Source organism: Alloiococcus otitis ATCC 51267 (assembly GCF_000315445.1).
Taxonomy (GTDB): domain Bacteria; phylum Bacillota; class Bacilli; order Lactobacillales; family Carnobacteriaceae_A; genus Alloiococcus; species Alloiococcus otitis.
In genome coordinates this window covers 524,180-543,951 of record NZ_JH992957.1, presented here as the reverse complement: position 1 = coordinate 543,951, position 19,772 = coordinate 524,180, and the positions used below count along the sequence as shown (strand labels likewise).

General features: G+C 43.7%; 20 protein-coding genes and 1 tRNA gene. 16 read left to right on the top strand and 5 right to left on the bottom strand.

The genetic code is table 11. The features are described from left to right. The first annotated feature begins 21 nt into the window (after window positions 1-21). On the top strand, window positions 22-759 hold the full coding sequence (locus HMPREF9698_RS02525; RefSeq protein ID WP_003777008.1) for a DnaD domain-containing protein: 738 nt from the start codon (window positions 22-24) through the stop codon (window positions 757-759). A gap of 23 nt (window positions 760-782) precedes the next feature. Beyond that, the gene (gene nth / locus HMPREF9698_RS02520) at window positions 783-1,472 is read left to right on the top strand and encodes an endonuclease III (RefSeq protein WP_003777006.1); all 690 of its coding nucleotides are present in this window, start codon (window positions 783-785) and stop codon (window positions 1,470-1,472) included. 117 nt (window positions 1,473-1,589) lie between these two features. Here the strand turns inward: nth and HMPREF9698_RS02515 are convergent, their stop codons facing one another. After that, the gene (locus HMPREF9698_RS02515) at window positions 1,590-3,284 is read right to left on the bottom strand and encodes an Rqc2 family fibronectin-binding protein (protein WP_003777005.1); all 1,695 of its coding nucleotides are present in this window, start codon (window positions 3,282-3,284) and stop codon (window positions 1,590-1,592) included. Window positions 3,285-3,520: 236 nt separating this feature from the next. Here HMPREF9698_RS02515 and HMPREF9698_RS02510 point away from each other — a divergent pair, with 236 nt between their 5' ends. From HMPREF9698_RS02510 to folP, 13 genes are all read left to right on the top strand, one after another. Further along, on the top strand, window positions 3,521-3,952 hold the full coding sequence (locus tag HMPREF9698_RS02510) for a MarR family transcriptional regulator (RefSeq protein WP_003777003.1): 432 nt from the start codon (window positions 3,521-3,523) through the stop codon (window positions 3,950-3,952). 111 nt (window positions 3,953-4,063) lie between these two features. Next, entirely contained in the window at window positions 4,064-4,648 is a 585-nt protein-coding gene (locus tag HMPREF9698_RS02505; protein ID WP_003777001.1) for an ECF transporter S component, read from the top strand. A gap of 27 nt (window positions 4,649-4,675) precedes the next feature. Continuing rightward, entirely contained in the window at window positions 4,676-5,356 is a 681-nt protein-coding gene (locus HMPREF9698_RS02500; protein ID WP_003776999.1) for a DUF1510 family protein, read from the top strand. Window positions 5,357-5,642: 286 nt separating this feature from the next. Next, complete coding sequence (locus HMPREF9698_RS02495) at window positions 5,643-6,194, top strand: Na+/H+ antiporter subunit E (protein WP_245530950.1); 552 nt, start codon at window positions 5,643-5,645, stop codon at window positions 6,192-6,194. Window positions 6,195-6,196: 2 nt separating this feature from the next. After that, window positions 6,197-6,457 carry an MrpF/PhaF family protein gene (locus HMPREF9698_RS02490; RefSeq protein WP_003776996.1) on the top strand — a complete coding sequence of 87 codons (261 nt, stop codon included), beginning with the start codon at window positions 6,197-6,199 and terminating at the stop codon, window positions 6,455-6,457. Beyond that, a complete protein-coding gene (gene mnhG / locus HMPREF9698_RS02485; RefSeq protein WP_003776994.1) occupies window positions 6,457-6,762 on the top strand; it encodes a monovalent cation/H(+) antiporter subunit G in 306 nt (101 codons plus the stop codon). Before HMPREF9698_RS02490 ends, mnhG begins: the two co-directional genes overlap by 1 nt. Before the next feature lie 3 nt (window positions 6,763-6,765). Beyond that, entirely contained in the window at window positions 6,766-7,323 is a 558-nt protein-coding gene (locus HMPREF9698_RS02480) for a Na(+)/H(+) antiporter subunit B (protein ID WP_003776993.1), read from the top strand. Next, on the top strand, window positions 7,316-8,023 hold the full coding sequence (locus HMPREF9698_RS02475; protein ID WP_003776990.1) for an MnhB domain-containing protein: 708 nt from the start codon (window positions 7,316-7,318) through the stop codon (window positions 8,021-8,023). Before HMPREF9698_RS02480 ends, HMPREF9698_RS02475 begins: the two co-directional genes overlap by 8 nt. Window positions 8,024-8,053: 30 nt before the next feature. Continuing rightward, the gene (locus HMPREF9698_RS02470; protein WP_003776987.1) at window positions 8,054-8,401 is read left to right on the top strand and encodes a sodium:proton antiporter; all 348 of its coding nucleotides are present in this window, start codon (window positions 8,054-8,056) and stop codon (window positions 8,399-8,401) included. Further along, the gene (locus tag HMPREF9698_RS02465) at window positions 8,398-9,999 is read left to right on the top strand and encodes a complex I subunit 5 family protein (RefSeq protein ID WP_003776985.1); all 1,602 of its coding nucleotides are present in this window, start codon (window positions 8,398-8,400) and stop codon (window positions 9,997-9,999) included. Before HMPREF9698_RS02470 ends, HMPREF9698_RS02465 begins: the two co-directional genes overlap by 4 nt. Before the next feature lie 38 nt (window positions 10,000-10,037). After that, complete coding sequence (locus tag HMPREF9698_RS02460) at window positions 10,038-11,645, top strand: complex I subunit 5 family protein (RefSeq protein WP_003776983.1); 1,608 nt, start codon at window positions 10,038-10,040, stop codon at window positions 11,643-11,645. Between the two features lie 86 nt (window positions 11,646-11,731). Beyond that, a complete protein-coding gene (locus HMPREF9698_RS02455) occupies window positions 11,732-12,166 on the top strand; it encodes a Fur family transcriptional regulator (RefSeq protein WP_003776982.1) in 435 nt (144 codons plus the stop codon). 304 nt (window positions 12,167-12,470) lie between these two features. After that, entirely contained in the window at window positions 12,471-13,400 is a 930-nt protein-coding gene (gene folP, locus HMPREF9698_RS02450; protein ID WP_003776980.1) for a dihydropteroate synthase, read from the top strand. A gap of 216 nt (window positions 13,401-13,616) precedes the next feature. Here folP and HMPREF9698_RS02445 read toward each other — a convergent pair. Beyond that, window positions 13,617-13,704, bottom strand: a tRNA-Ser gene (locus HMPREF9698_RS02445). Between the two features lie 74 nt (window positions 13,705-13,778). Here HMPREF9698_RS02445 and HMPREF9698_RS02440 point away from each other — a divergent pair. After that, the gene (locus HMPREF9698_RS02440; RefSeq protein WP_003776979.1) at window positions 13,779-14,102 is read left to right on the top strand and encodes a hypothetical protein; all 324 of its coding nucleotides are present in this window, start codon (window positions 13,779-13,781) and stop codon (window positions 14,100-14,102) included. Window positions 14,103-14,495: 393 nt separating this feature from the next. Here the strand turns inward: HMPREF9698_RS02440 and HMPREF9698_RS02435 are convergent, their stop codons facing one another. The 3 genes from HMPREF9698_RS02435 to recU form a co-directional block, all read right to left on the bottom strand. Further along, window positions 14,496-15,662 (bottom strand): IS256 family transposase, encoded by a 1,167-nt coding sequence (locus HMPREF9698_RS02435; RefSeq protein ID WP_003776976.1) that lies wholly within the window; start codon window positions 15,660-15,662, stop codon window positions 14,496-14,498. 766 nt (window positions 15,663-16,428) lie between these two features. Then, complete coding sequence (locus HMPREF9698_RS02430) at window positions 16,429-19,044, bottom strand: transglycosylase domain-containing protein (protein WP_003776975.1); 2,616 nt, start codon at window positions 19,042-19,044, stop codon at window positions 16,429-16,431. A gap of 88 nt (window positions 19,045-19,132) precedes the next feature. Continuing rightward, window positions 19,133-19,768, bottom strand: coding sequence for a Holliday junction resolvase RecU (recU, locus tag HMPREF9698_RS02425; protein WP_003776970.1), 636 nt, complete (start codon window positions 19,766-19,768; stop codon window positions 19,133-19,135). Window positions 19,769-19,772 lie beyond the last annotated feature (4 nt).

Below are 19,772 nucleotides of genomic sequence, written 5' to 3'. Positions count from 1 at the left end.
TAGATAGAAAGGAGAGAGCATATGATGGAGCAATCGCTCGTTAAAAAATGGGTCAAGGCAGGGAACTTGACCATTTCCCGCCTAGTTTTGGCCCACTACCGAGATATTGGCTTAAACGAAGTAGACCTAGTGACCCTGTTGGAACTCAAGTCGGACTTGGACCAGGGGCAAGTTTTTCCTGATCCACAAGACTTGGCCAACCGGATGCATATCAGCCAGGACCAGGCTTTTGACCGGATCCACTCCTTGATCCAGAAGAAGGTCTTAGAGATACAAACTGCTAAAGGGCCAGACGGTAAAAGCCAGGATGTCTATAGCCTAGACCCTCTGTACAACCGACTCCTGACTTATTTGGACCAAAACCAACACAAGGAAGAAGCCCAAAACCAAGAAGAAGCAGCCAACCGCTTGTATAAGATGTTTGAATCTGAATTTGGCCGGCCTTTGTCTCCCATTGAAATTGAAACTATTTCTGCCTGGATTGATGAAGACAAGTACCAGCCCGGTTTAATTCAAATGGCTTTAAAACAAGCGGTCTTAAACCAGGTTTACAACCTGCGCTATATCGACAGGATTTTACTCAGCTGGCAACGTAAAAATATTCGGACCAAAGACCAAGTCTTAGCTGAAGAAGAAAAGTATCGCAAGGCTAGGGAAGGCCGGAGAAAGCCTGACTCCGATAAGTCAAGCAACCAGCCCCAAGTTCCCCTCTATAACTGGCTTCAAGACCTGAAAGACAAGGACCAGTCACAAGATTAGACTAGAGTAAGTCAACCATTTTAATGACTATCCAAGAATCCCACAACCAGGAAGGTGTTAGCAAGTTGACAAAACTATTATCCAGTAAGGAAACTACCCAAGTGGTCAAGGCAATGGGCAAACTTTTCCCAGATGCCAAGGCAGAGCTCAACCATGACAATGCTTTTCAGCTATTAATAGCTGTTATCTTGAGTGCCCAAACCACGGATACGGCGGTAAACAAGGTGACGACCAAGCTCTTTGAAGCCTATCCCCAGCCAGAAGACTTGAAAGAGGCCGACCAAGCTGACATTGAAGACAAAATAAAAACGATCGGCCTCTACCGCAACAAGGCCAAATTTATCAAGCAATGTGCTAGCGATATCGTCGACAAGTTTGACGGACAGGTGCCTTCTAACCGCAAGGACTTAGAGAGTTTAGCCGGGGTAGGACGGAAGACAGCTAATGTTGTCATGAGTGTGGCTTTTGAAGAACCTGCTATTGCTGTTGACACCCATGTCAACCGGATCGCCAAGAAATTCCATATAGCAGCGGAAGACGATTCCATTGCCCAGGTCGAAAAAAGACTCAACGACAAATTACCCAAAGACTTGTGGAGCCAGGCCCACCATTGGATGATCTTCTTCGGCCGCTACCAATGCCCAGCTCGCAAACACGACCATGAGGAATGTGTCCGCAAGGTCTACGACATTATCGAAAAAGAGAAGCTCTAGCTAGTTTGAAAGCAAAGAAAGAAAAATTGTGTTATACAACAAAATAAAAAGCCAACCTTTTTTCTCGACACAAAGACTGTCATAACAAGGTTGGCTTTTATTGTATTATGAAACTAATTACTTAACAGCTAATTTCTGTACCTTGTCCTTGCTGGGGGTGACAAAATAGGTAGTTTGCCCTTCATAGGTGACAAAACCGGGTTTGGCCCCATTAGGCTTGTTGACGTATTTAACTTGGACGGTATCAACCGGGACCGAAGCCGAATCACGGTATTTGCTGTAATAGGCTGCCAGCATGGCCGCTTCTTCTAATGTTTGGTCGCTAGGGTTGGCTGACCGGACGATGACATGGGAACCGGGGATGTTTTGGGTGTGGAGCCACCAGTCGTTTTTATTGGCTATTCGCCCGGTTAATTCATCGTTTTGGGTGTTGTTGCGACCAACTAGGATATCGGTTCCGTCACTGGCCTTAAAGTGGAAGGGTTTGGATTTCTTTTGTTTTTTGCCTTTTTTCTTCCTGGTCTGGGCCTTGAGATAGCCTTGGCTCCGGAGTTCATCCCGGACCTCTTCGATATCTTCTTGGGAGACGACATCCAACTGGGCTAGGACCGATTCCAGGTAGTTAATTTCTTGGTGGGTGGCCTGTATTTGTTCTTTCAGCCGTTTTTGCCGAGTTTTCATCTTTTGGTAGCGAGAAAAGTAGGCCTGAGCATTGTCGGCTGGTGACTTTTGCGGGTCCAGGTCAATCTCAATTTGACCCTCTTCATAAAAATTATCCAGCCTGATGGAGGACATCCCTTGTTGGACCTCATGCAGGTAGGCTGTGAGCACTTCTCCCTTGACTCGGTAGCTATCAGCAGCTTGGCTATCTTCCTGCTCCTTTGTAATCTTGTCCAGCTTTTTGCTGTTTTTTTTCAATTCATTGTTAACCAGGCTGTAGAGGTCGGAAGCTAATTGGTGGATTCGGTCTCGTTCAGCCTTTTGATCATAAAAGCGGTCTAGAAGTTGACTCAAAGTTCTGTAGTCTTTTCGGTCACCTGCTAAAGTGGAGTAGGGGAAGGCAGTGAACTTTTCCTTGCCCTGGTCCAATTGGTAAAGGCTAGGTTGAAGTCCCGCCAGGTCAAAGGCCTGGATAAAGTCCTGGTAAGTCTGGTTGGGGTCTTGGGCTCGGTCTAAGCGCTCAGCCAACTCCTTGGCTGCTTGGCGGGAAAACCCTTGCAAGTTATCTTGTATGGCTCTTTGGCTAGCTTTTTTGGACTCCATAAGGACTTGGCTAATCTGGGAAAAGTCATAGGGGTTAACCTTGTCCTGGCTTGGAGCAGGTTTGTAGGGACTATTGGGTAAAATAGTGCGGTAGGAGTTTTGGCTGGGAGAGATGTGCTTGATGCTGTTGATAATTGTATTGTCAGTTTGGTCTAGCAAGATAATATTGGAGTGCCGGCCCATTATTTCAACAACTAGGATAATATCCATTTGGTCTCCCAGTTCATTTCGACTGGCTATATTAAAATGAACAACCCGGTCATTTTCGACCTGGTTGATGGACTGAAGGACACCATTTTCCAAGTATTTACGCAAAATCATACAAAAATGGGGGGGTTCTTGGGGGTTGGTGAAGCCTTGCTGGCTGATTTGGATTCTGGCATATTGGGAGTGGGCGGACAGGAGGAGGTTTTGGTTTTGGCGGTTGGCCCGGATACGGAGGATAATTTCGTTTTCATAGGGTTGGTAGACTTTGGCTATCTTACCTCCTTTTAAGTCTCGGTTTAATTCTTGAACCATTGCATGTGTAAACAAACCATCAAAAGTCATTATTCGCACTCCTTTTCATCCTTTTTATTATAGCATTTGGCCTAGTTGAGGACAAAATAAAATAAATACTTTAAATCAATTAATTAGGCTTTTATTTTTTTAAAAATAAGATATAATCAGGCTAGGTTGACTTGACCTTGGCTGAGTGAGCCAAGCCTAGACTTGGGTCAAATCTTGCCAACTCCTATAAAAACTGCTATATTGTTGTATAAATCAAGTGTTTTAGGAGGGCTGTCATGTCTGGTGGAGTGGACATACGAACCTTGTTGGACCGGATGGATGAGTTTACCCGCTTGCACCGCAAGTTAAACCAAATGATTTTGGACTATTATCATTTAACGGAATCCAGCGTCTTCCTGTTTGATATTATCCAGGATGACCAAATGACCTTAAAAGATATCACCCAGGCTAGTAAACTGGACAAGTCAACTATTAGCCGCCAAGTCAATAACCTGGTCAAAAAAGACCTCTTGAAAAAATTACCAGGCCAAGATAAGCGTTACGCTTATTTCGAGATGACCAAGTTTGCTAAGGACCGCTACCAATCCTACCAAGAAGAAGCAGACCGAGCTTTTGCCGACCTTTTGTCTTCTTGGACCGAGGATGAAAAGCAGAAATTATCCATTTTACTGATGCGGTTAAACCGGGTCTACCAGTCTGCTATTTAACCAACTGATCTGCAAGGGTACCTAAACTCTTGCTTTCTTGCTTAAGCGCTTTTATGTCAAGATGACTCAGTTTGGACAGAAATTGTTAATGTGATGGAGTGTGTAAATTAGATGAATCGACCTAAACAAACCAGTCGTTTGACTCGGATGGGAATTATTACAGCCATTTTGCTTATCCAAAACATGATCCCTTTTTTGGGGAATATTCCTATTCCACCTTTGAACCCCACTATTATTCATGTCACAGTTATTGTTGTGGCCTTGTCAATGGGGATGAAGGACGGGATGATTGCTGGTTTAATCTGGGGGCTCATCCGGCTATTTCGTGCCTTTGCCATGCCGGCCACCCCACTTGACCCCTTAATTTGGGTCAACCCCATTATCACCATTGTCCCGAGACTCTTAATCGGGACCACTACCGTTTTGACTTATCAATTACTACATAACAAAGTGAGGAATAACAAGCTATCGATGGGGGTCGCATCTTTTATCGGGTCTATGACCAATACCCTACTGGTGATGTTGTTTATCTACTTATTTTTCAATGCCGAAATTGGGCAAGCAATGGGTATTGATGCCAGTAACCTAGGCTATGCCTTGCTTGTCATTATTGTGACCAGTGGTTTAGCTGAAGCGGTTTTGGCTGCAGTTCTAGCACCGATTGTGGTCCAGGCTTTGAAGCGGTTGCGACGGTAAGCTAGCTAAAGAAAAGGAGGAAATGGTATGAGTGATGAATACCAAACAAGAGCGGAAAGAAACAAGAATAAGAAAAATCAAAATTTTGCCCGGGCTGACAAGCAAGATAAGCGAGACAAGAAGAAAACTTCAACCTTTGATAAAATCTTCTATATCTTAATTGCCCTCTTATTTTTAATCTTAGTTGCCTTTATAATCGTTATTATGAACTTCAGCGATGGACGGGCTGATAATGTATCTGAAGATTTAGTCCAGGAAGATACCATTGGCAATATTCGTGACTTGTTCCAGGCTGATGGTAGTGGGGATGAAGGTGGTGAAGCAGGTGGTCAAGGGGAGGACCCAGACCAAGAGTCAGAAGCAGAGGAAGAAGATACTGATCAAGATGACCAGGAAGAAGACCCAGAAGATGAGGAAGAAGGGGAAGACGGTCAGGGCGACGAATCGATTATCAACGAAAACCCACCCCACGACCCCAACCATGCCACCGACTACTCGGATGGGTCAGCTGACCGCGTAGAAATCCGTGACAAGGTCCAAACCGTCACAGGGATTGCGGAGGGCGACTTGATTGAAAACTGGATTGGCAATGACGGACCGGGCCGGGTTGAAGCAACGGTAACTGAGGCTTCGACCGGCCAGCAATATGTCGTCTACTTGCAGTACGGGGAAGGAGAGTGGCATGTCGAAAGTTACAGTCAACGATAGTATAATTATTATAAATACTTATGTTACCCGATTTAAAGGCTAGCTTGTTGCAAAAACAGACTAGTCTTTTATTGTGATTTATTTAATAATGTTAGCCCTTTCTCAGTTTGGGGGATAGATAAAGGCGAAAATTTTCCTTGGTATTTTCGCCTGGCAAGCCTAGTTAATCTTTGTGAAATAGTATAATATCGTTGAATTTTAAAATTGAAAAAGCTAAAATATTTATTAAGTCGACCATATTGATAAGTCTTAAACAATTAAAATGAATGAAAAGAAGAGAAGGGTGGTGAAAAGCGTGCAAAATGCTTTTAATATATTAAAAAAAGAAATAAAGGCTAACATTGAAACCATGTTGATTCTCTTTGTCATTTGGATCGTCTTATTCGAAGAAATAACCCCCTTCGTCCTTATTTCCGGAGTCATCTTATCAGTTGGGGTGATTGTCTTTACCGACCAATTTTTGCTGATTTACGGCAACTATGAAGACCGATATATGTTGAATGTGGGTCAGATTATCCGCTATGCTTTGGTTTTATTGATTGAAATTTTCTCTGCCGGTTGGTCCGTCATTCCAAACATTGTCAAAGGCGAAAGCGATGTGGCCATCATAACTGTTGTGACCGACTTAAAGGATGAATTCTTAGTCGACATGTTGGCCAACTCAGTCACCTTAACCCCAGGGACAGTAACTGTGGAGAAAAACGGAAGTGAACTCCGAATCCTATCCTTGGAATCGGAAGGACTTGATGAGGATCCCCACCAAGTTTTACCCCTCAAGGTCGAAAAATTACTGTTGAAATTTGAAGAAGAGCAGAAAGGAAATAAAGAGGGTAGATAAAGATGTCTTTTGATTTATTTGTATTAATTGCCATGATGATCCTATCGTTAGGTGCCATCTACCGTGTGATCATGGGACCAACTGTTTGGGACCGACTTCTCGGCTCGTCCTTTTTTTCTGCTAAGGCTATCGTGATGGCGGTTGTTCTCGGTGTTGTAATCAATCGTACATACATGGTTGATGTCGGCATTATTTACGGAATTCTAGGCTTTGTGAGTGTGATAATGATTGCACGGTTCATAGAAAGAAAAGGTGATATTTAGTGGATGCCTTGACCAATTTAATCGCTAATATCATCATTATTATTGGCTTGATTTTCACGGCCCTGGGAGTCTTTGGAACCTTCCGCTTTAATGACTTTTTTAACCGGATCCTGGTGACTTCTAAGGTGGATACGGTTGGCTTTATTACCATTTTGCTGGGTTATATGATCCGGATGGGCTTTTCCTTCTTTACCTTGAAAGTCTTAATCCTATTAGTTTTTTATATTATCACCAACCCTATTGCCACCCACGCTACTGTCCGGTCTGCCGATTTAAGAGACTACAAGATTAAGAAGGAGAAATAGCCAATGTATGAAATCATCTTACTTATTTCCCTAGTCATCTTGGCTTTTGTCAGTGTTCAGGCGGAAAACCTCATGCGGACGGTCATTTACTTAGAGGTCTTTTCTCTCCTCATGGCCTTAGCCTTTCTCTACTATAATGCCCCTGACGTGGCCCTGGCTGAAACGGCTATCGGGGTCGGTTTGTCAACCATTATTTACTTAGTTGCCATCAAAAAAGTCCGGGTCTATGACTTGGTTTACATCCACGAGGGAATTGAGCACTTTGATGACTCAGAGATTAGGGCTATTCAAAACACCATTGTCCGTCCCCTTGAGAAATTTATCGAAGAGACGGTAGAGCTTGAACCCCAAGTAACCTATACTGACCAAGATGTTCAAGCCCTACTGGATAAGGACAAGCACGATATCATTATTGTCAATAAGGAAGACTTGATCTATCTTTACGGTTATACCAATGACCAAGTCTTCCAGGATATCGTCGGGAACATGTATGATATCTTAGAAAGTATCGACGACATCCGTGTCGTATACCGGGACCAGGAGGTGGCAACAAATGAGTAGTCGAGCTAATTCCATGATGTTTTATATCCGCGTCCTCCTAACCTTGGCTGGAATTGCCGTGGTTGTTTACCATTTTGTCAACTTTAATGAAGACCTGGGTGCCCCCTTGATGGAATTCTTTACCGATAATTTCTATGCTGAGACTGGGGCTAAGAACGCTGTAGCTGGGATTTACTTAAACTACCGGATGTTCGATACCCTCTTTGAAGCCTTAATGCTTTTGGTATCGGTTATGGAGGTTATCAATGTTTCCTGGTCCAACAAGCACCCTGCTGCCAAACCTGGACGGCCGAAGATGATTACTTTAAAAAGCAATTCCGAGATCATAATCCGGATGATGGGGATTGTCTATCCATTTGTTGTCTTAATTGGTCTTTATGTCATCTTAAATGGGCACGTATCTCCAGGCGGTGGCTTCCAAGGAGGGACCATTCTTGCAACGGCCCTTATTACCCGCTACTTAGTCTACCCTAACTTTGACATTGACTTAGACCTGATGGAAACCTTCGAAAAAATCCTCTTTATTTTTATTATCCTAGTCCCAGTGACCTATATCTTTATTGGCCTCGTGCCTAAGTCTAACTTTACCAATGAAACTTACATGATTATAATGAACACCTTGATCGGCTTGAAAGTTTTCTGTGGCTTAAGTGTGATCTTTTATCGCTTCGTATTCTTTGAAGGGGCAAGTAACGATTAATACCACCAGCTTAGAAAGTAGATGAAGTTTATGGAATTTGCAAATGGCCAGATTGTTGGCATTATCATATTTTTCGTCGGCCTTTATGGCTTGATGACTAAAAAATCCATTATCAAAACCATTGTTTCCATGTCCATTATGGAGTCCGGTATTTACTTATTTTATGTCAATATCAACTTTGACTACGCCAGTGTACCACCTATTGGGGATATTGAAGGGATCTTGGTAGCTGACCCCGTACCATCGGCCTTGATGATTACAGCCATTGTTATCGGAATAGGGGTTACCGCTATTGGCTTGACCATGTTCATGCACTACAAGCAAGAACACGGTATTACCCACTGGACCCGGGATTCGAGTAAAGGACGTGGAAGATGATGCCCCTTTATTTATTTGTCCTCTTGCCCATTGTGGCGGGGCTCGTCTCTTATGGCTTAAAGGGCATCATCCGAAATATCTTTCTCCTCGTGTTCCAGTTTCTTTTTGCAGGCTATGCTTTTTACCTCTTTTTTACCGTTTCTGACCAGGGTTCCATTTTGTGGAACTCAGCTGGCTACCAAGACGGCTTGGCCTTGTCCCTCTATGCCGATACCTTGAGTACTTTTTTGATTTTGATTACCGCTGTTTTATTCATGTTCTACCTTATTTACGGGTCGGGTCAAGACTACTTCCAAGGTCAGTTCACCTTTTTGTACTTGGTTTTACAAGGTTTGATCTGTGGGCTTTTCTTGTCCAGTGACTTGTTTAACATTTTTATTTTCTTAGAAGTAGCGACTGTAGTAGTTTCTGTCTTAATTATGATCAACAAAGAAAAACAAGCCATTTATGACGGGATGATCTACTTCTTTGTTAATGTCATCGGGACAACTTTCTTACTCTTAAGTATCGGGATCTTGTACCAGACCTTTGGCTTACTGGATGTTCGCTACTTGCAAAAAGCCATGACCCTGGTTGAAGATCCCCGGTCCATGATCGTCCCTTTTGCCTTGATGATGGTTACAGTTTCCTTAAAGACAGCTGTTTCACCCCTCTTCTCTTGGCTTCCAAAGGCCCACGGGACACCCAGTGCTCCGCCAGTTGTGTCAGCCTTATTGTCCGGTTTATACATAAAGACTGGGGTCTACCTTTTTATCCGGTTTTCAGTCATGTTCCAGCCCGTCATTGACATGTCCGACTTCTTCTTAGTCATTGGTTTTATCACAGCTATCATCGGCTTTACCATGGCACTTGGCCAGCACGATATCAAGTTAATCTTGGCCTACCACACGGTTTCTCAGATTGGCCTCATTATGGTGGGATTAAACCTGGGACCTGAAATATCCTTCTGGGGTGGGGTCCTCCACATTTTCAACCACGCCATCTTTAAGTCCACCTTGTTCTTGACAGCCGGAGTGATTTACGAGGCATACGGCACCCGGGATGTTTACAAGATTAGGGGGGTCATGAGGACCATGCCCATGGTAGGAATTGCCAGCTTGCTTTCCATTTTAGGGATTATGGGGGCACCGTTCTTTAATGCTTCCATTTCCAAATACATGATTATCCATGGAACGGAAGACTATGTCATTACCCTACTCCTCAACTTGATTAACCTGGGTACGATTATGTCCTTTGTTAAATACTCGACCATGCTCTTTGGGGACAAGTTGAAGACCAGTTTCGACAAGCCTAAACGGTCAGTCCGGTTAACTGTTTTGGCTTTGGGACTAGCTTCCTTACTAACCGGAGTGTTTGCCCGGCCGCTAACAGCCTTTTTACTAAACTATGAATTTACAGTTGACCTTGCTGAGTACAGTATGAAAACGATTGTCTTTATCTTTATGTTTATTGCTGCGATTGGCTTCTACAATGGAACCATCAAGCATGGGGGCATTTTGGAGCGAATTGGCCATATCGAGCTAACCTTTAATGGGATCATCACTGCTATGGTCGGCTATCTACTTGTTGTTGTTTTCTTTGGCAATTTGATGATTTAACCGTCTTTCTGTAAGTAAATCTTTGGGGGAGGTCTTTGGTGTTATTTTATCTCGTTTTGATACCGATCTTGTTCGGTGTCTTAAATATATTAATTAGCAAGTGGGATACCCGGATCCCAGTCTTGGTTGGACAGGTCCTCTTATTAGCTTATACCTTTTACTTGTTCTTTTTGGTTCGAAGTTCCGGGGCTATTATTGATTTTATGTCTGGCTTGCCAGAGGGTTTTGCCATTCGTTTATATGCTGATATTTTGTCCTCGACCATGGTCTTGTTAAATGTCTTGATTTTTACCGTACTCTTGTTCTTTGCCTATAATAAATCTTATACGACTGATAAATTTCTCTTTCTTATTTTTGTTTTAGAAGGGGTTATGAACAGTCTTTTCTTGAGTGCTGACTTGTTTAATTTGTTTATCATGTTAGAAGTTTCCACCCTGACTGTTTCTATCTTAATCATGATCAAGAAAGAGAAGCAAGCCATTTATGACGGAATGATCTACTTTTTTGCCAATGTCATTGGGACCACCTTTATGCTGTTTGGAATTGGCTTTTTATACTCCACAACCGGGGTTCTAGACATCTATGTGATTGCTGACATGATGGAGTACATCCAAGATCCTAACTTGGTCCTTTTGCCTTATGCTTTGATGATGACCACCCTCAGTTTGAAGATTGCGGCCGTTCCGCTTTTTTCCTGGCTCCCCAAGGCCCACGGGACCCCAAGTGCACCGTCAGTGGTATCAGCCATCCTGTCCGGTCTCTATATTAAAACAGGTGTTTACCTCTTTATCCGCTTCTCCTTTATGTTTGGACCAGTAATTGATGCCTCCAACTTATTTATGGTGATCGGTTTTATTACCTCAGTCTTTGGCATCATTATGGCTGTAGCCCAAACTGACCTCAAGATGATCTTGGCCTATTCGACCGTGTCACAAGTCGGTTTGATCATGGTTGGGATTAACTTAGGAGCCCAGGTAGCCTTCTTCGGAGCCCTCTTCCATATATTCAGTCATGCCTTGTTCAAGTCCACCCTCTTCTTGTCAGCCGGGCAAATTGAAGACCAGTACGGAACCCGGGACATCCGGCAAATTAGGGGCTTGTGGAAGACCATGCCTTTGACGGCCATTTCCATTGTCTTAGCTGCTTTTGGGATTATCGGGGCACCTTTCTTTAACGGTAGTGTGTCCAAGTATATGATGGCATCTGGTTCGGATATGACCCTCTACAGCCTTGCCATGCACATTATTAATATTGGAACCATTATTTACTTTGTCCGCTTGATTTCCATCTTATTTGGCGAAGAGGCTAAGATCCGAAATCCAGAGGCTCATGCCGTTGACAAATTATCGGAATATACCCTTTTATTCCTCTCTATTGCTATCTTACTGACCGGTATCTTCTCTCCAGTAGTAGTCGAAGCCCTCTTTAACTACTCCGACCTAACCCTCTTGTCCACTTCTTATCTGGAAAAAAATATATTTTTTGTTTTTGAATTTATTGCAGGCTTTGCCCTTTACCAGGGGATCGTCCGGAGGGAAACTTTGCTGGAAGTTATCAAGGAATTTGAAATTACCTTTAACGGTATTATCACAGCCATGGCTTCTTTCTTCCTCTTTATCTACGCTTACGGTTTCGTTTTTCTCTAAAAAAAGTCGTTTAGTCTTGCACAAATGAAAAATCTTTTTTATTATAGTAGTGAAATGAAACACGTGCATTTAAAGGATTGATCTATATGGATAAATTACTGGAGGACTCCATTAATAAATTAAAAGAACATAATGTCCGCATTACCCCTCAGCGTTACGCTATTTTAGAGTATTTAACCACCACAGCTGACCACCCGACAGCTGACGATATCTACCAGAACTTGGTTGATGATTTTCCGAATATGAGTGTAGCGACTGTTTACAATAACTTGCGGCTTTTGACCCAGATGCATTTGGTCAATGAGTTAAAATATGGGGATACTTCCAGTCGTTTTGACTTTTCCTCCCATAACCACTACCACGCTATTTGCTCAGTTTGTGGCAAGATTAAGGATATTTATTATCCAGGCTTAGATGATGTGGAAGAAGCGACCGAAAGCCTGACTGGTTACGATGTGGATACCCACCGCTTAGAAATCTACGGAGTCTGCCCTGAGTGCCAGGCCAAACGACAAGACTAAAAAGCTGACTGACTAAGATGACTTCGGCCACCTTAGTCACCAGCTTTTTTTATGGTCTTTTTGCCCCTTCACTCAACTCAGGGAGCTAGGGTAGGGGGCCTAGCTTTAAGTTATTTGGTTCAGTTGGACGCACTCGTCTCAAAGAGCTAGGGTAGGGGATAGGTCAATGGGAATTGTAAAGTAGGGGGGACTTGAGTCATTTTGGGACCTGTTTATTTCGTGCCAAATTTATCTTATGAAAAGACCAGGCCTTGTATGCTATAATCATGTAATGTAGAAAAATATGACGAAGGAGTCTTCATTTATGGTCAAGACCAAAATATGTTCTATTTTAAATATAACACCGGATTCATTTTCTGATGGTGGGCGCAACTATCAGGCAGACCAAGCCATAGCTCACGGACTCGACTTGGTAGACAGGGGAGCGGACATGTTGGATATTGGAGGTGAGTCGACCCGGCCTGGTTCCAGTCCAGTCGACCTCCAAAATGAAATCGACCGTATTGTACCGGTGATCAAGGGAATCAGAGAAAAAAGTCAGGTTCCTATTTCAGTAGATACCTACCGGGCTCCAGTTGCCAAAGCGGCTATTGATGCTGGGGCGGATATCATCAATGATATTACCGGTCTAACTGGTGATGTAGACATGGCCGACTTGCTAGCCCAAGAAGGGGTTAAGGCCATTGTCATGTTCAACCCGGTTATTGCTCGACCTGACCACCCATCTTCCCAAAAATTTAGAGATTTCGGGGGCCAGGATTTTTTTACCGATGAAGAAAGAGCCAAAATGGCACAAGCACCCATTGAAGAGGCCATGATGGTCTACTTTGACAAAGTCTTGAACAAGGCCCATCAAGCTGGGATTGACCGGGATAAGATTTTACTGGACCCGGGAATTGGCTTTGGCCTGACCAAGAAGGAAAATTACAAGTTGATTCACAGTGTTGCCTCGATTCATGACAAGGGCTATCCGGTCTTTTTAGGAGTTTCCCGCAAACGTTTCTTGGTGGGAGAAATCTCCAAGCTAGGCATCGAAGCCGACCCAGAGACCCAAGCAGGATTTTTAAACCGTGACCTGGCTTCAGCTATTATTACAGCTTACGCTAGCTATATAGGGGTAGAATACGTCCGGGTTCATTCCTTAGATGAACATAAAATAGCTACCACCATTACCCATAATATTTTAAACAGCGATAGCTTAGATGATCAGAGCTTTGACCAATATAAAAATTAATTAAAAAGGAGCCCTCCCCAAGGAATGAGGGGAGGGCTCCTTTGTCAATAACTAGCACAATTCTAACTTCCTCTTTTATAGTCTGGGCGACAATTTTAGTTTAGATTTTAGTTTAGAGTTTTGTTAAAATGTGTCTAGTTTTGACAATGAAAAAAATTGAAAACATTGATATATCAACGGTTTGAGGCAACTTGCTAGCCTATGATATAATAAAAACGGAGAATGAGGGATTCGAACCCTCGATACGGGTAATCCGTATACACGCTTTCCAAGCGTGCTCCTTCAGCCACTCGGACAATTCTCCAAAAAATAACCACAAATCGTATTATAGCTTTTTCTTAAATACATGTCAATACTAGGGAGGAATTTTTAAGTCAGATGGATAAGAGACGGAGTAAAATATTACTAGTTTTGGGGATCGTGATCTTGCTTTTCAGCCTCTATGTCCTTTCTTTTGATCCTTTTGTCGCTTTTGTCGGAATTGCTGTGGCCTTGGTCTCTTTATTCAATGCCTACCAGGCCCACAAGGGAATTAAGCCAAAATTTATCCGTAACCATGAGGAAAAAGAAGAGGAAAAACTCAAGGAAGAAAGAGAGCAAAACACCTTCTATAACCGGCAAAGACAGCGAAACTTAGAGAAAAGACAAGAACAAGCCAAAAAACAAGATGAAAGGGAGAAAGAGGATAAGTTTAACCTCTAATAATTAAGGCCCTCCTTGACCGAATAGTCGACTTGAGCTTCCTCAACTAAGTTATAGACAAGACTGGTCTAGGTTTTTCCCAGATCAGGCAAAGTGATAGGAGATACTTGTTCTGTGAGCGAGAGATGGTGAGAAATAACTAGTAAAAGGGGTTAGCAAAGTCAAGTCCAAATCTATGTGTAAATTCTACAATATAGTAACAGATGTTATACGACGGGGCTTTTTCTTTTTCCGTCGGTCGGCGTGATCGGCTAAACACACCGTTTGGCGAGCGGAAAGAGTGGGCTTCTCTTGAAGCGAGCCAGCGGTGTGTTAGATTACGCCAAGTGACCGAGGGAAAAAGCCCCTTTTCCAGAGGGAGGCAGGTTTTAAAAGGGGTTTAAAAAGTTCAACCTATCGTAAAAATCGATAGTTCTGAGCTTCCCAATTCTCCTGCAGGTTTAATAAGACCGAGCCGGCTAGCCGTTCCGCGGATTTGATATTGGGGAAAATCCCCACCACTCTTTCTCGACGTCGAATTTCACGGTTGACTCGTTCAATGGAATTGGTTGTTCTTAAAGACATGTGGTAAGGAGAAGGCTCGATCTGATACTGAATGGCATCTTCAAAGCCCTCATCCAATAGGCTCAAGGCTTTAGCCAGCTTCGCTTGGTCTTCGAATTCCGCCTCCAATGCTTGTTTCCGTTCACGAGCTTCCTGCTGGGTTCTGGAAAATAAAACCGCTTGGAAACGATCTCGGATGACTCGGTCCGTGGTTTTCGGCAAGGCATCGGTGATATTGCTTAATAAGTGAAAGGTACAGCGTTGCCAAGTGGTGTTGACAAAACATTCTTGAATAGCTTTCCGTAAGCCTGCATGGGCATCTGAAATCACCATTTTCGGCGTATCAATGCCTCTGGCTTTTAAATCGAGGAAGAACGACCGCCAACTTTCCGTTGACTCTTGCCCAGCCACTTTAAACCCGATGATTTCTCGCCTATTCTCATCATTGACTCCTTGGGCGATGTAAAGGGCTTTGGACACCACCCGGTTATCCTCTCGGACCTTTATATACATGGCATCGACATAGATATACCGGAAATTAGTATGGGTGAGGGACCGCTTTTGAAAGTTAAAGACATCCTTGTCCAGGTGTTTATTGACATCGGAGACAAACGATTTGGAGACCTTTTGACCACAAAGGGATTCGACGACTTTCGTCATTTTACGGGTGGAGATGCCATTGACGTACATCTCAAAGATGGTAGCCAATAGACCTTGATCCATCCGCTGATTAAGTTCAAATAATTGGGTATGGAAGTCGCCTGATCGCGTTCTGGGTACGTTGAGTTTGAGGGTGCCGATTTTCGTGGTGAAATCTCGCTCGTCATACCCATTGCGGTAATCACAGCGATCTTCATCTCGCTCGTACCGCTTGCTTTTCATATATTGGTCGCGCTCGGACTCCATATAAGCATTTAAGACCGTCACGAAGGTGGATTTCATCACTTGATCCAGATCACAATTTAAAATTGCGTCTGTTAATTTATTGGCGTCTAGTGTAAGATTGAGTTGAGTCATAATGATCTTCCTTTCAATGTGTTTTTTGGTTTTCTATAACTACATTGTAGCTCAAAAAGGTCATTATGACTTTTTCTTTTTACACAATTATATGGACTTTATCGTTAGCAATGTGAGTTATAGTTGAAAGGCGATAATTACTGTGTAATAAGGTGATTTCAAAGTTGAAAAGGATAATTACTGTGCAATAAGGTACTTTCAGATTCGAAACTGGACAATAAATCCAGATAAGGAAGATTTGCAGTTGAAACTGGACAATAAATCCAAATAGGGAAGTTTTGCCGCTTAATGGAGACAAATAGGCAGCGATATGTTATTTTGATCGCAACCCAATAAACGAGTTCTGGGGCAATAACGCGACAATCGAAGAGTAATAAAGGAGTTCTGGGGCAATAACGTGACAATCGGAGAGTAATAAAGGAGTTATGGGGCAATAACGCGACAATCGGAGAGCAATAAAGGAGTTATGAGGCAATAACGCGACAATTGGAGAGCAATAAAGGAGTTCTGGCGCAACAACGCAACAATCTTAGCCCAATAAACGAGTTATAGTTTCGAAAAACCGCTGCAAGCATCAGTTATGATTAGGCTCACCCACAGCAACAGTCAAACCCTTTAAGTTCCCACCTTAAAATCCTCACTATAAAAACAGCTAGCCAATTTAACTAACCGCTTAAACATAAGGCTGGTGAAAGCTGTATCAAGGTCAAATAGTACTCAAAGAAAAAAGCCTGGAATTTTCCAGGCTTTTCCTTATCTTGTAGGACTACTGGCCGTCTGTCCGGTCTTCTTCGCTAGCATTTTCGTCGTCATTACGCGGGATGAGTTGCCGGAATAATTCTCTAGCCCGGCGTGCTCTCTCTTGGTTTTGGCCTTCTTCTTGACCGCCACCATTACCCGGTCTTTCTTGGCCACCTTGATCTGGTTGGGGTCTAGGTCTTTCTTGACCTTCCTGGCCTGGCTGACGGCCCTGACCATTCTGGCCTTCTTGACCTTCTTGGTTTTCTTGACCGTCTTGGCCGTCCTGTCCCTCTTGACCTTGACCATCATCGGGATCGTTTTGGTCTGGTTCTTCTTGGCCCTGGTCCGGTTGTGGCTGTGGCTCAGGTTCTTGTTCCGGTTCGGGCTCTGGCTCAGGCTCTTCTTCTGGTTGAGCTTGGTCTGGCTCTTCTTGGACTTCTTCGGTCTCTTCTGTTTGGTCAGTAGCCTGGTCGTTTTCTTCTTGGTCAGTTTCTTCTTGACCTTGGCTTGGTGCTTGTCTTTGGGGTTGTTCATCAGAAGGTAAGTGGCCTTCGACAAATAATTCGGTGATTTTTTGTGATTCAGGTGTAGAAGCTGTCGCCTCTTTGGCTGGGTTAGACCCGTTGATGACTTCGACTTCCTTGACTGAATCGGGTTTTTCCCAATCTGGCTTGTCGGAATCTTCAGTTAACCGGGTCATAATTTCCCAGTAAAAACGTCTTGGAAGTTGCCGGGTTCCGTCAGCATTGCTGAGCTGGTTACCTTCTTCCAAGTGTTTGTCGTAACCCACCCAAACGGATAGGGTGTACTCAGGAGTGTAGCCGACAAACCAGGAGTCAGGAACGAGACCTTGGTCAGTTGGGATGTTGTACTCTTCATGTTGGTCACTGGAGTAGTTGGAAGTACCCGTTTTTCCAGCTTGGGGGAGGTCAGAAATGTCTAGGTCATTACTGTAGAGGTCAATGACCCCCTTGAGCATGTCGGTGATCATATAAGCGGTGTAGTCTTCCATGGCTTGGACCGGTTCGGGTGTGGTGTCAATGGTCTCCCCGTCCTGGGTGACAATTTCGGAGACAGTATGGGGTTGGATATACTGTCCACCATTAGCAAAGGCAGAGAAGGCTCCAGTTAATTGAAGGGGGGTCATCGATCCATCAATGGCCGAACTTGGTACCAAGCCTTCTGAGCTAGCTAAGCTTTCAGGGTTGATATCTAGTCTTTCAAGAAATTCTGAAACTTGGTCAAAGTCCAATTCTTCGTTAAAAATTTTAGCGGTTGGAATATTACGTGAGTTGACCAGGGCATCCCGGGTGGACATTTGGCCATGGAACTCTCGGTCCCAGTTTCTAGGAGACCAATCTGTTCCAGGAACTGTGTAAGGCTCATCGACCACTTGTTCATAAGTGGAGCGTTGGTTAAACTCGATGGCTGGAGCGTAAACGGTTAAGGGCTTGATGGTAGACCCTATATTACGTGTATTTTCGGTAGACCGGTTGAGGGACAAGTGGCCTTCAATATTGCGGCCTCCCATGATTGCTAGGAGTTCCCCTGTGGTTGGATCAATCAGGGTCATGGCAGTTTGGAGCTCGTCGTCGCTAGCAATATAGTCCTCATTATGGGCCAGGTTGTACATGAATTCTTGGCTGTCTAAATCAATATTGGTGTGGATTTTTAGGCCAGCTGTATAGGGGTCATAGTCGGTTTTTTCAGCAATTTCGTCTAGGACAGCTGTAATATAGCCGTCAAGGTAAAGTTCTGCATCATCTAACTCTTCCGGTTGGTCGACCAAGTCTTGGTCAGCTGGGAGGTCAGAAGCTTGGTCATATTCGTCCTGGCTAATATAGCCTTCTTCATACATGGCATACAAAACAGTGTTGCGCCGGTTTTTAGCCTGGTCAGGGTTTTTATAGGGATTAAAGTAGTTGGGGGCTTTGGGCATACCGGCTAGCATGGCTGCTTCATGGAGTTCCAAGTCTCCTACTTCTTTGCCATAGTATTGTTCGGCTGCTGTTTTCATACCGTAAACATTGCCAGCCATGTGGACTCGGTTGAGGTAGAGGGTTAAAATTTGTTCTTTGGACAAACGTCGCTCAAGTTGGAGGGCCAGCCAAGCCTCTTGCGACTTTCTTTTGATAGTTTGGTCCTCTTTGGATGTTGAAAAAAGAGAAAGCTTGATCAGTTGCTGGGTAATGGTTGATCCACCCCCAACAACTTCTCCTTCCGTCACATAACCAATACCAGCCCGGGCAATCCCAATTGGGTCAACCCCTGGGTGCTTGTAAAAACGTTGGTCTTCAATGGACAGAACGGCTTCTTTCAGTATTTCAGGGTATTCATCAGGGTTGGCGAATTCTCGGCTGTCAGCTCCGATGGTATAATAAACTTCACCGTCCCGGTCCAAAAGTTCTGAAGTATAAGTACCAAACAAGGCATCATCTGTTAAGTCAGGTGCAGAAGAAGCATAGTAGGTGAAGAGTCCCGCTCCTGAGATGAAAACCAAGAGGATAAAGAAGACAATCACTAGGCCCACTTTTTTGGCAATGCCAGCCCAGTTTATCCCTTTACCCTTGCTTTTATTCTTTTTCCGGTTGGGTTTATTTTGATATTGACTACTGCGAGTCGTTTTGTTGTTGTCGCTCATAACATTCTCCTTGTGTTTATTCATCAATTCGATTTAAAAACCTTAGCCCGAATCTATTTTAGTCCTCCAACCAATATTCTTTCCTATTTTAAAGTAATTTGTCGACAATGTCTATAAAGGGGACGGTAGGTTGGTAGGAAAATTCAATTTCATGTCCTTTGTCTTCAACCGTCTGGAAAGGGATGGATTTCCGACCGCCCCTTTGGTAAGTAACCCAAGTATTAAACAAGTCCTTGCCCTCTAAGAGGAAACACCGGTTTAAAGTTGAAAAATAGATAATGACAAAGACAATGCCCCCTTGCCGCTCACAAGCCTGCATGTGGTTGATTTGGTGGTCGTGAAAATTTTGCAGGGGAAAAGAGGTGTTGTACTTGGTCTCTTTAGCTTCAAAGTCCAGGTAGTGGCCCTTGTAAACCCCATTGTAGTCAGTGGTTGAAGCCCGTCTAAAGTAGGCTTCGGTGATTTTCGCAGCTGAGCGTTTGGGGTAGTCAACATTGACAATTTGAACGGGGGTGGGCTTTTTATGGATCACAGCAATCTCCTGCTGGCGGTAGTATTCAATAGAAGAGTTGATCAACTCTTCCAGTTTCATGCCACGGTTGGAGTGGTTGCGTCGTTTTTGTAACTTCTGGATTGGATCGGTCTTGGATCCTGTCAGCTTATTTTTTGATTTGGGACTTTCCGGTTCACGATAGATTTGACCATTAGGATAGCGAATAACCATTTTA

Coding starts and splice junctions, on each gene's coding strand:
- HMPREF9698_RS02500 (WP_003776999.1), top strand. CDS start 4,676: ATGAGTGATGAATACCAAACAAGAGCGGAAAGAAACAAGAATAAGAAA.
- HMPREF9698_RS02455 (WP_003776982.1), top strand. CDS start 11,732: ATGGATAAATTACTGGAGGACTCCATTAATAAATTAAAAGAACATAAT.
- HMPREF9698_RS02510 (WP_003777003.1), top strand. CDS start 3,521: ATGTCTGGTGGAGTGGACATACGAACCTTGTTGGACCGGATGGATGAG.
- HMPREF9698_RS02465 (WP_003776985.1), top strand. CDS start 8,398: ATGATGCCCCTTTATTTATTTGTCCTCTTGCCCATTGTGGCGGGGCTC.
- HMPREF9698_RS02440 (WP_003776979.1), top strand. CDS start 13,779: ATGGATAAGAGACGGAGTAAAATATTACTAGTTTTGGGGATCGTGATC.
- folP (WP_003776980.1), top strand. CDS start 12,471: ATGGTCAAGACCAAAATATGTTCTATTTTAAATATAACACCGGATTCA.
- HMPREF9698_RS02515 (WP_003777005.1), bottom strand. CDS start 3,284: ATGACTTTTGATGGTTTGTTTACACATGCAATGGTTCAAGAATTAAAC.
- nth (WP_003777006.1), top strand. CDS start 783: ATGACTATCCAAGAATCCCACAACCAGGAAGGTGTTAGCAAGTTGACA.
- HMPREF9698_RS02435 (WP_003776976.1), bottom strand. CDS start 15,662: ATGACTCAACTCAATCTTACACTAGACGCCAATAAATTAACAGACGCA.
- HMPREF9698_RS02470 (WP_003776987.1), top strand. CDS start 8,054: ATGGAATTTGCAAATGGCCAGATTGTTGGCATTATCATATTTTTCGTC.
- HMPREF9698_RS02475 (WP_003776990.1), top strand. CDS start 7,316: ATGAGTAGTCGAGCTAATTCCATGATGTTTTATATCCGCGTCCTCCTA.
- HMPREF9698_RS02505 (WP_003777001.1), top strand. CDS start 4,064: ATGAATCGACCTAAACAAACCAGTCGTTTGACTCGGATGGGAATTATT.
- HMPREF9698_RS02480 (WP_003776993.1), top strand. CDS start 6,766: ATGTATGAAATCATCTTACTTATTTCCCTAGTCATCTTGGCTTTTGTC.
- HMPREF9698_RS02490 (WP_003776996.1), top strand. CDS start 6,197: ATGTCTTTTGATTTATTTGTATTAATTGCCATGATGATCCTATCGTTA.
- HMPREF9698_RS02525 (WP_003777008.1), top strand. CDS start 22: ATGATGGAGCAATCGCTCGTTAAAAAATGGGTCAAGGCAGGGAACTTG.
- recU (WP_003776970.1), bottom strand. CDS start 19,768: ATGGTTATTCGCTATCCTAATGGTCAAATCTATCGTGAACCGGAAAGT.
- HMPREF9698_RS02430 (WP_003776975.1), bottom strand. CDS start 19,044: ATGAGCGACAACAACAAAACGACTCGCAGTAGTCAATATCAAAATAAA.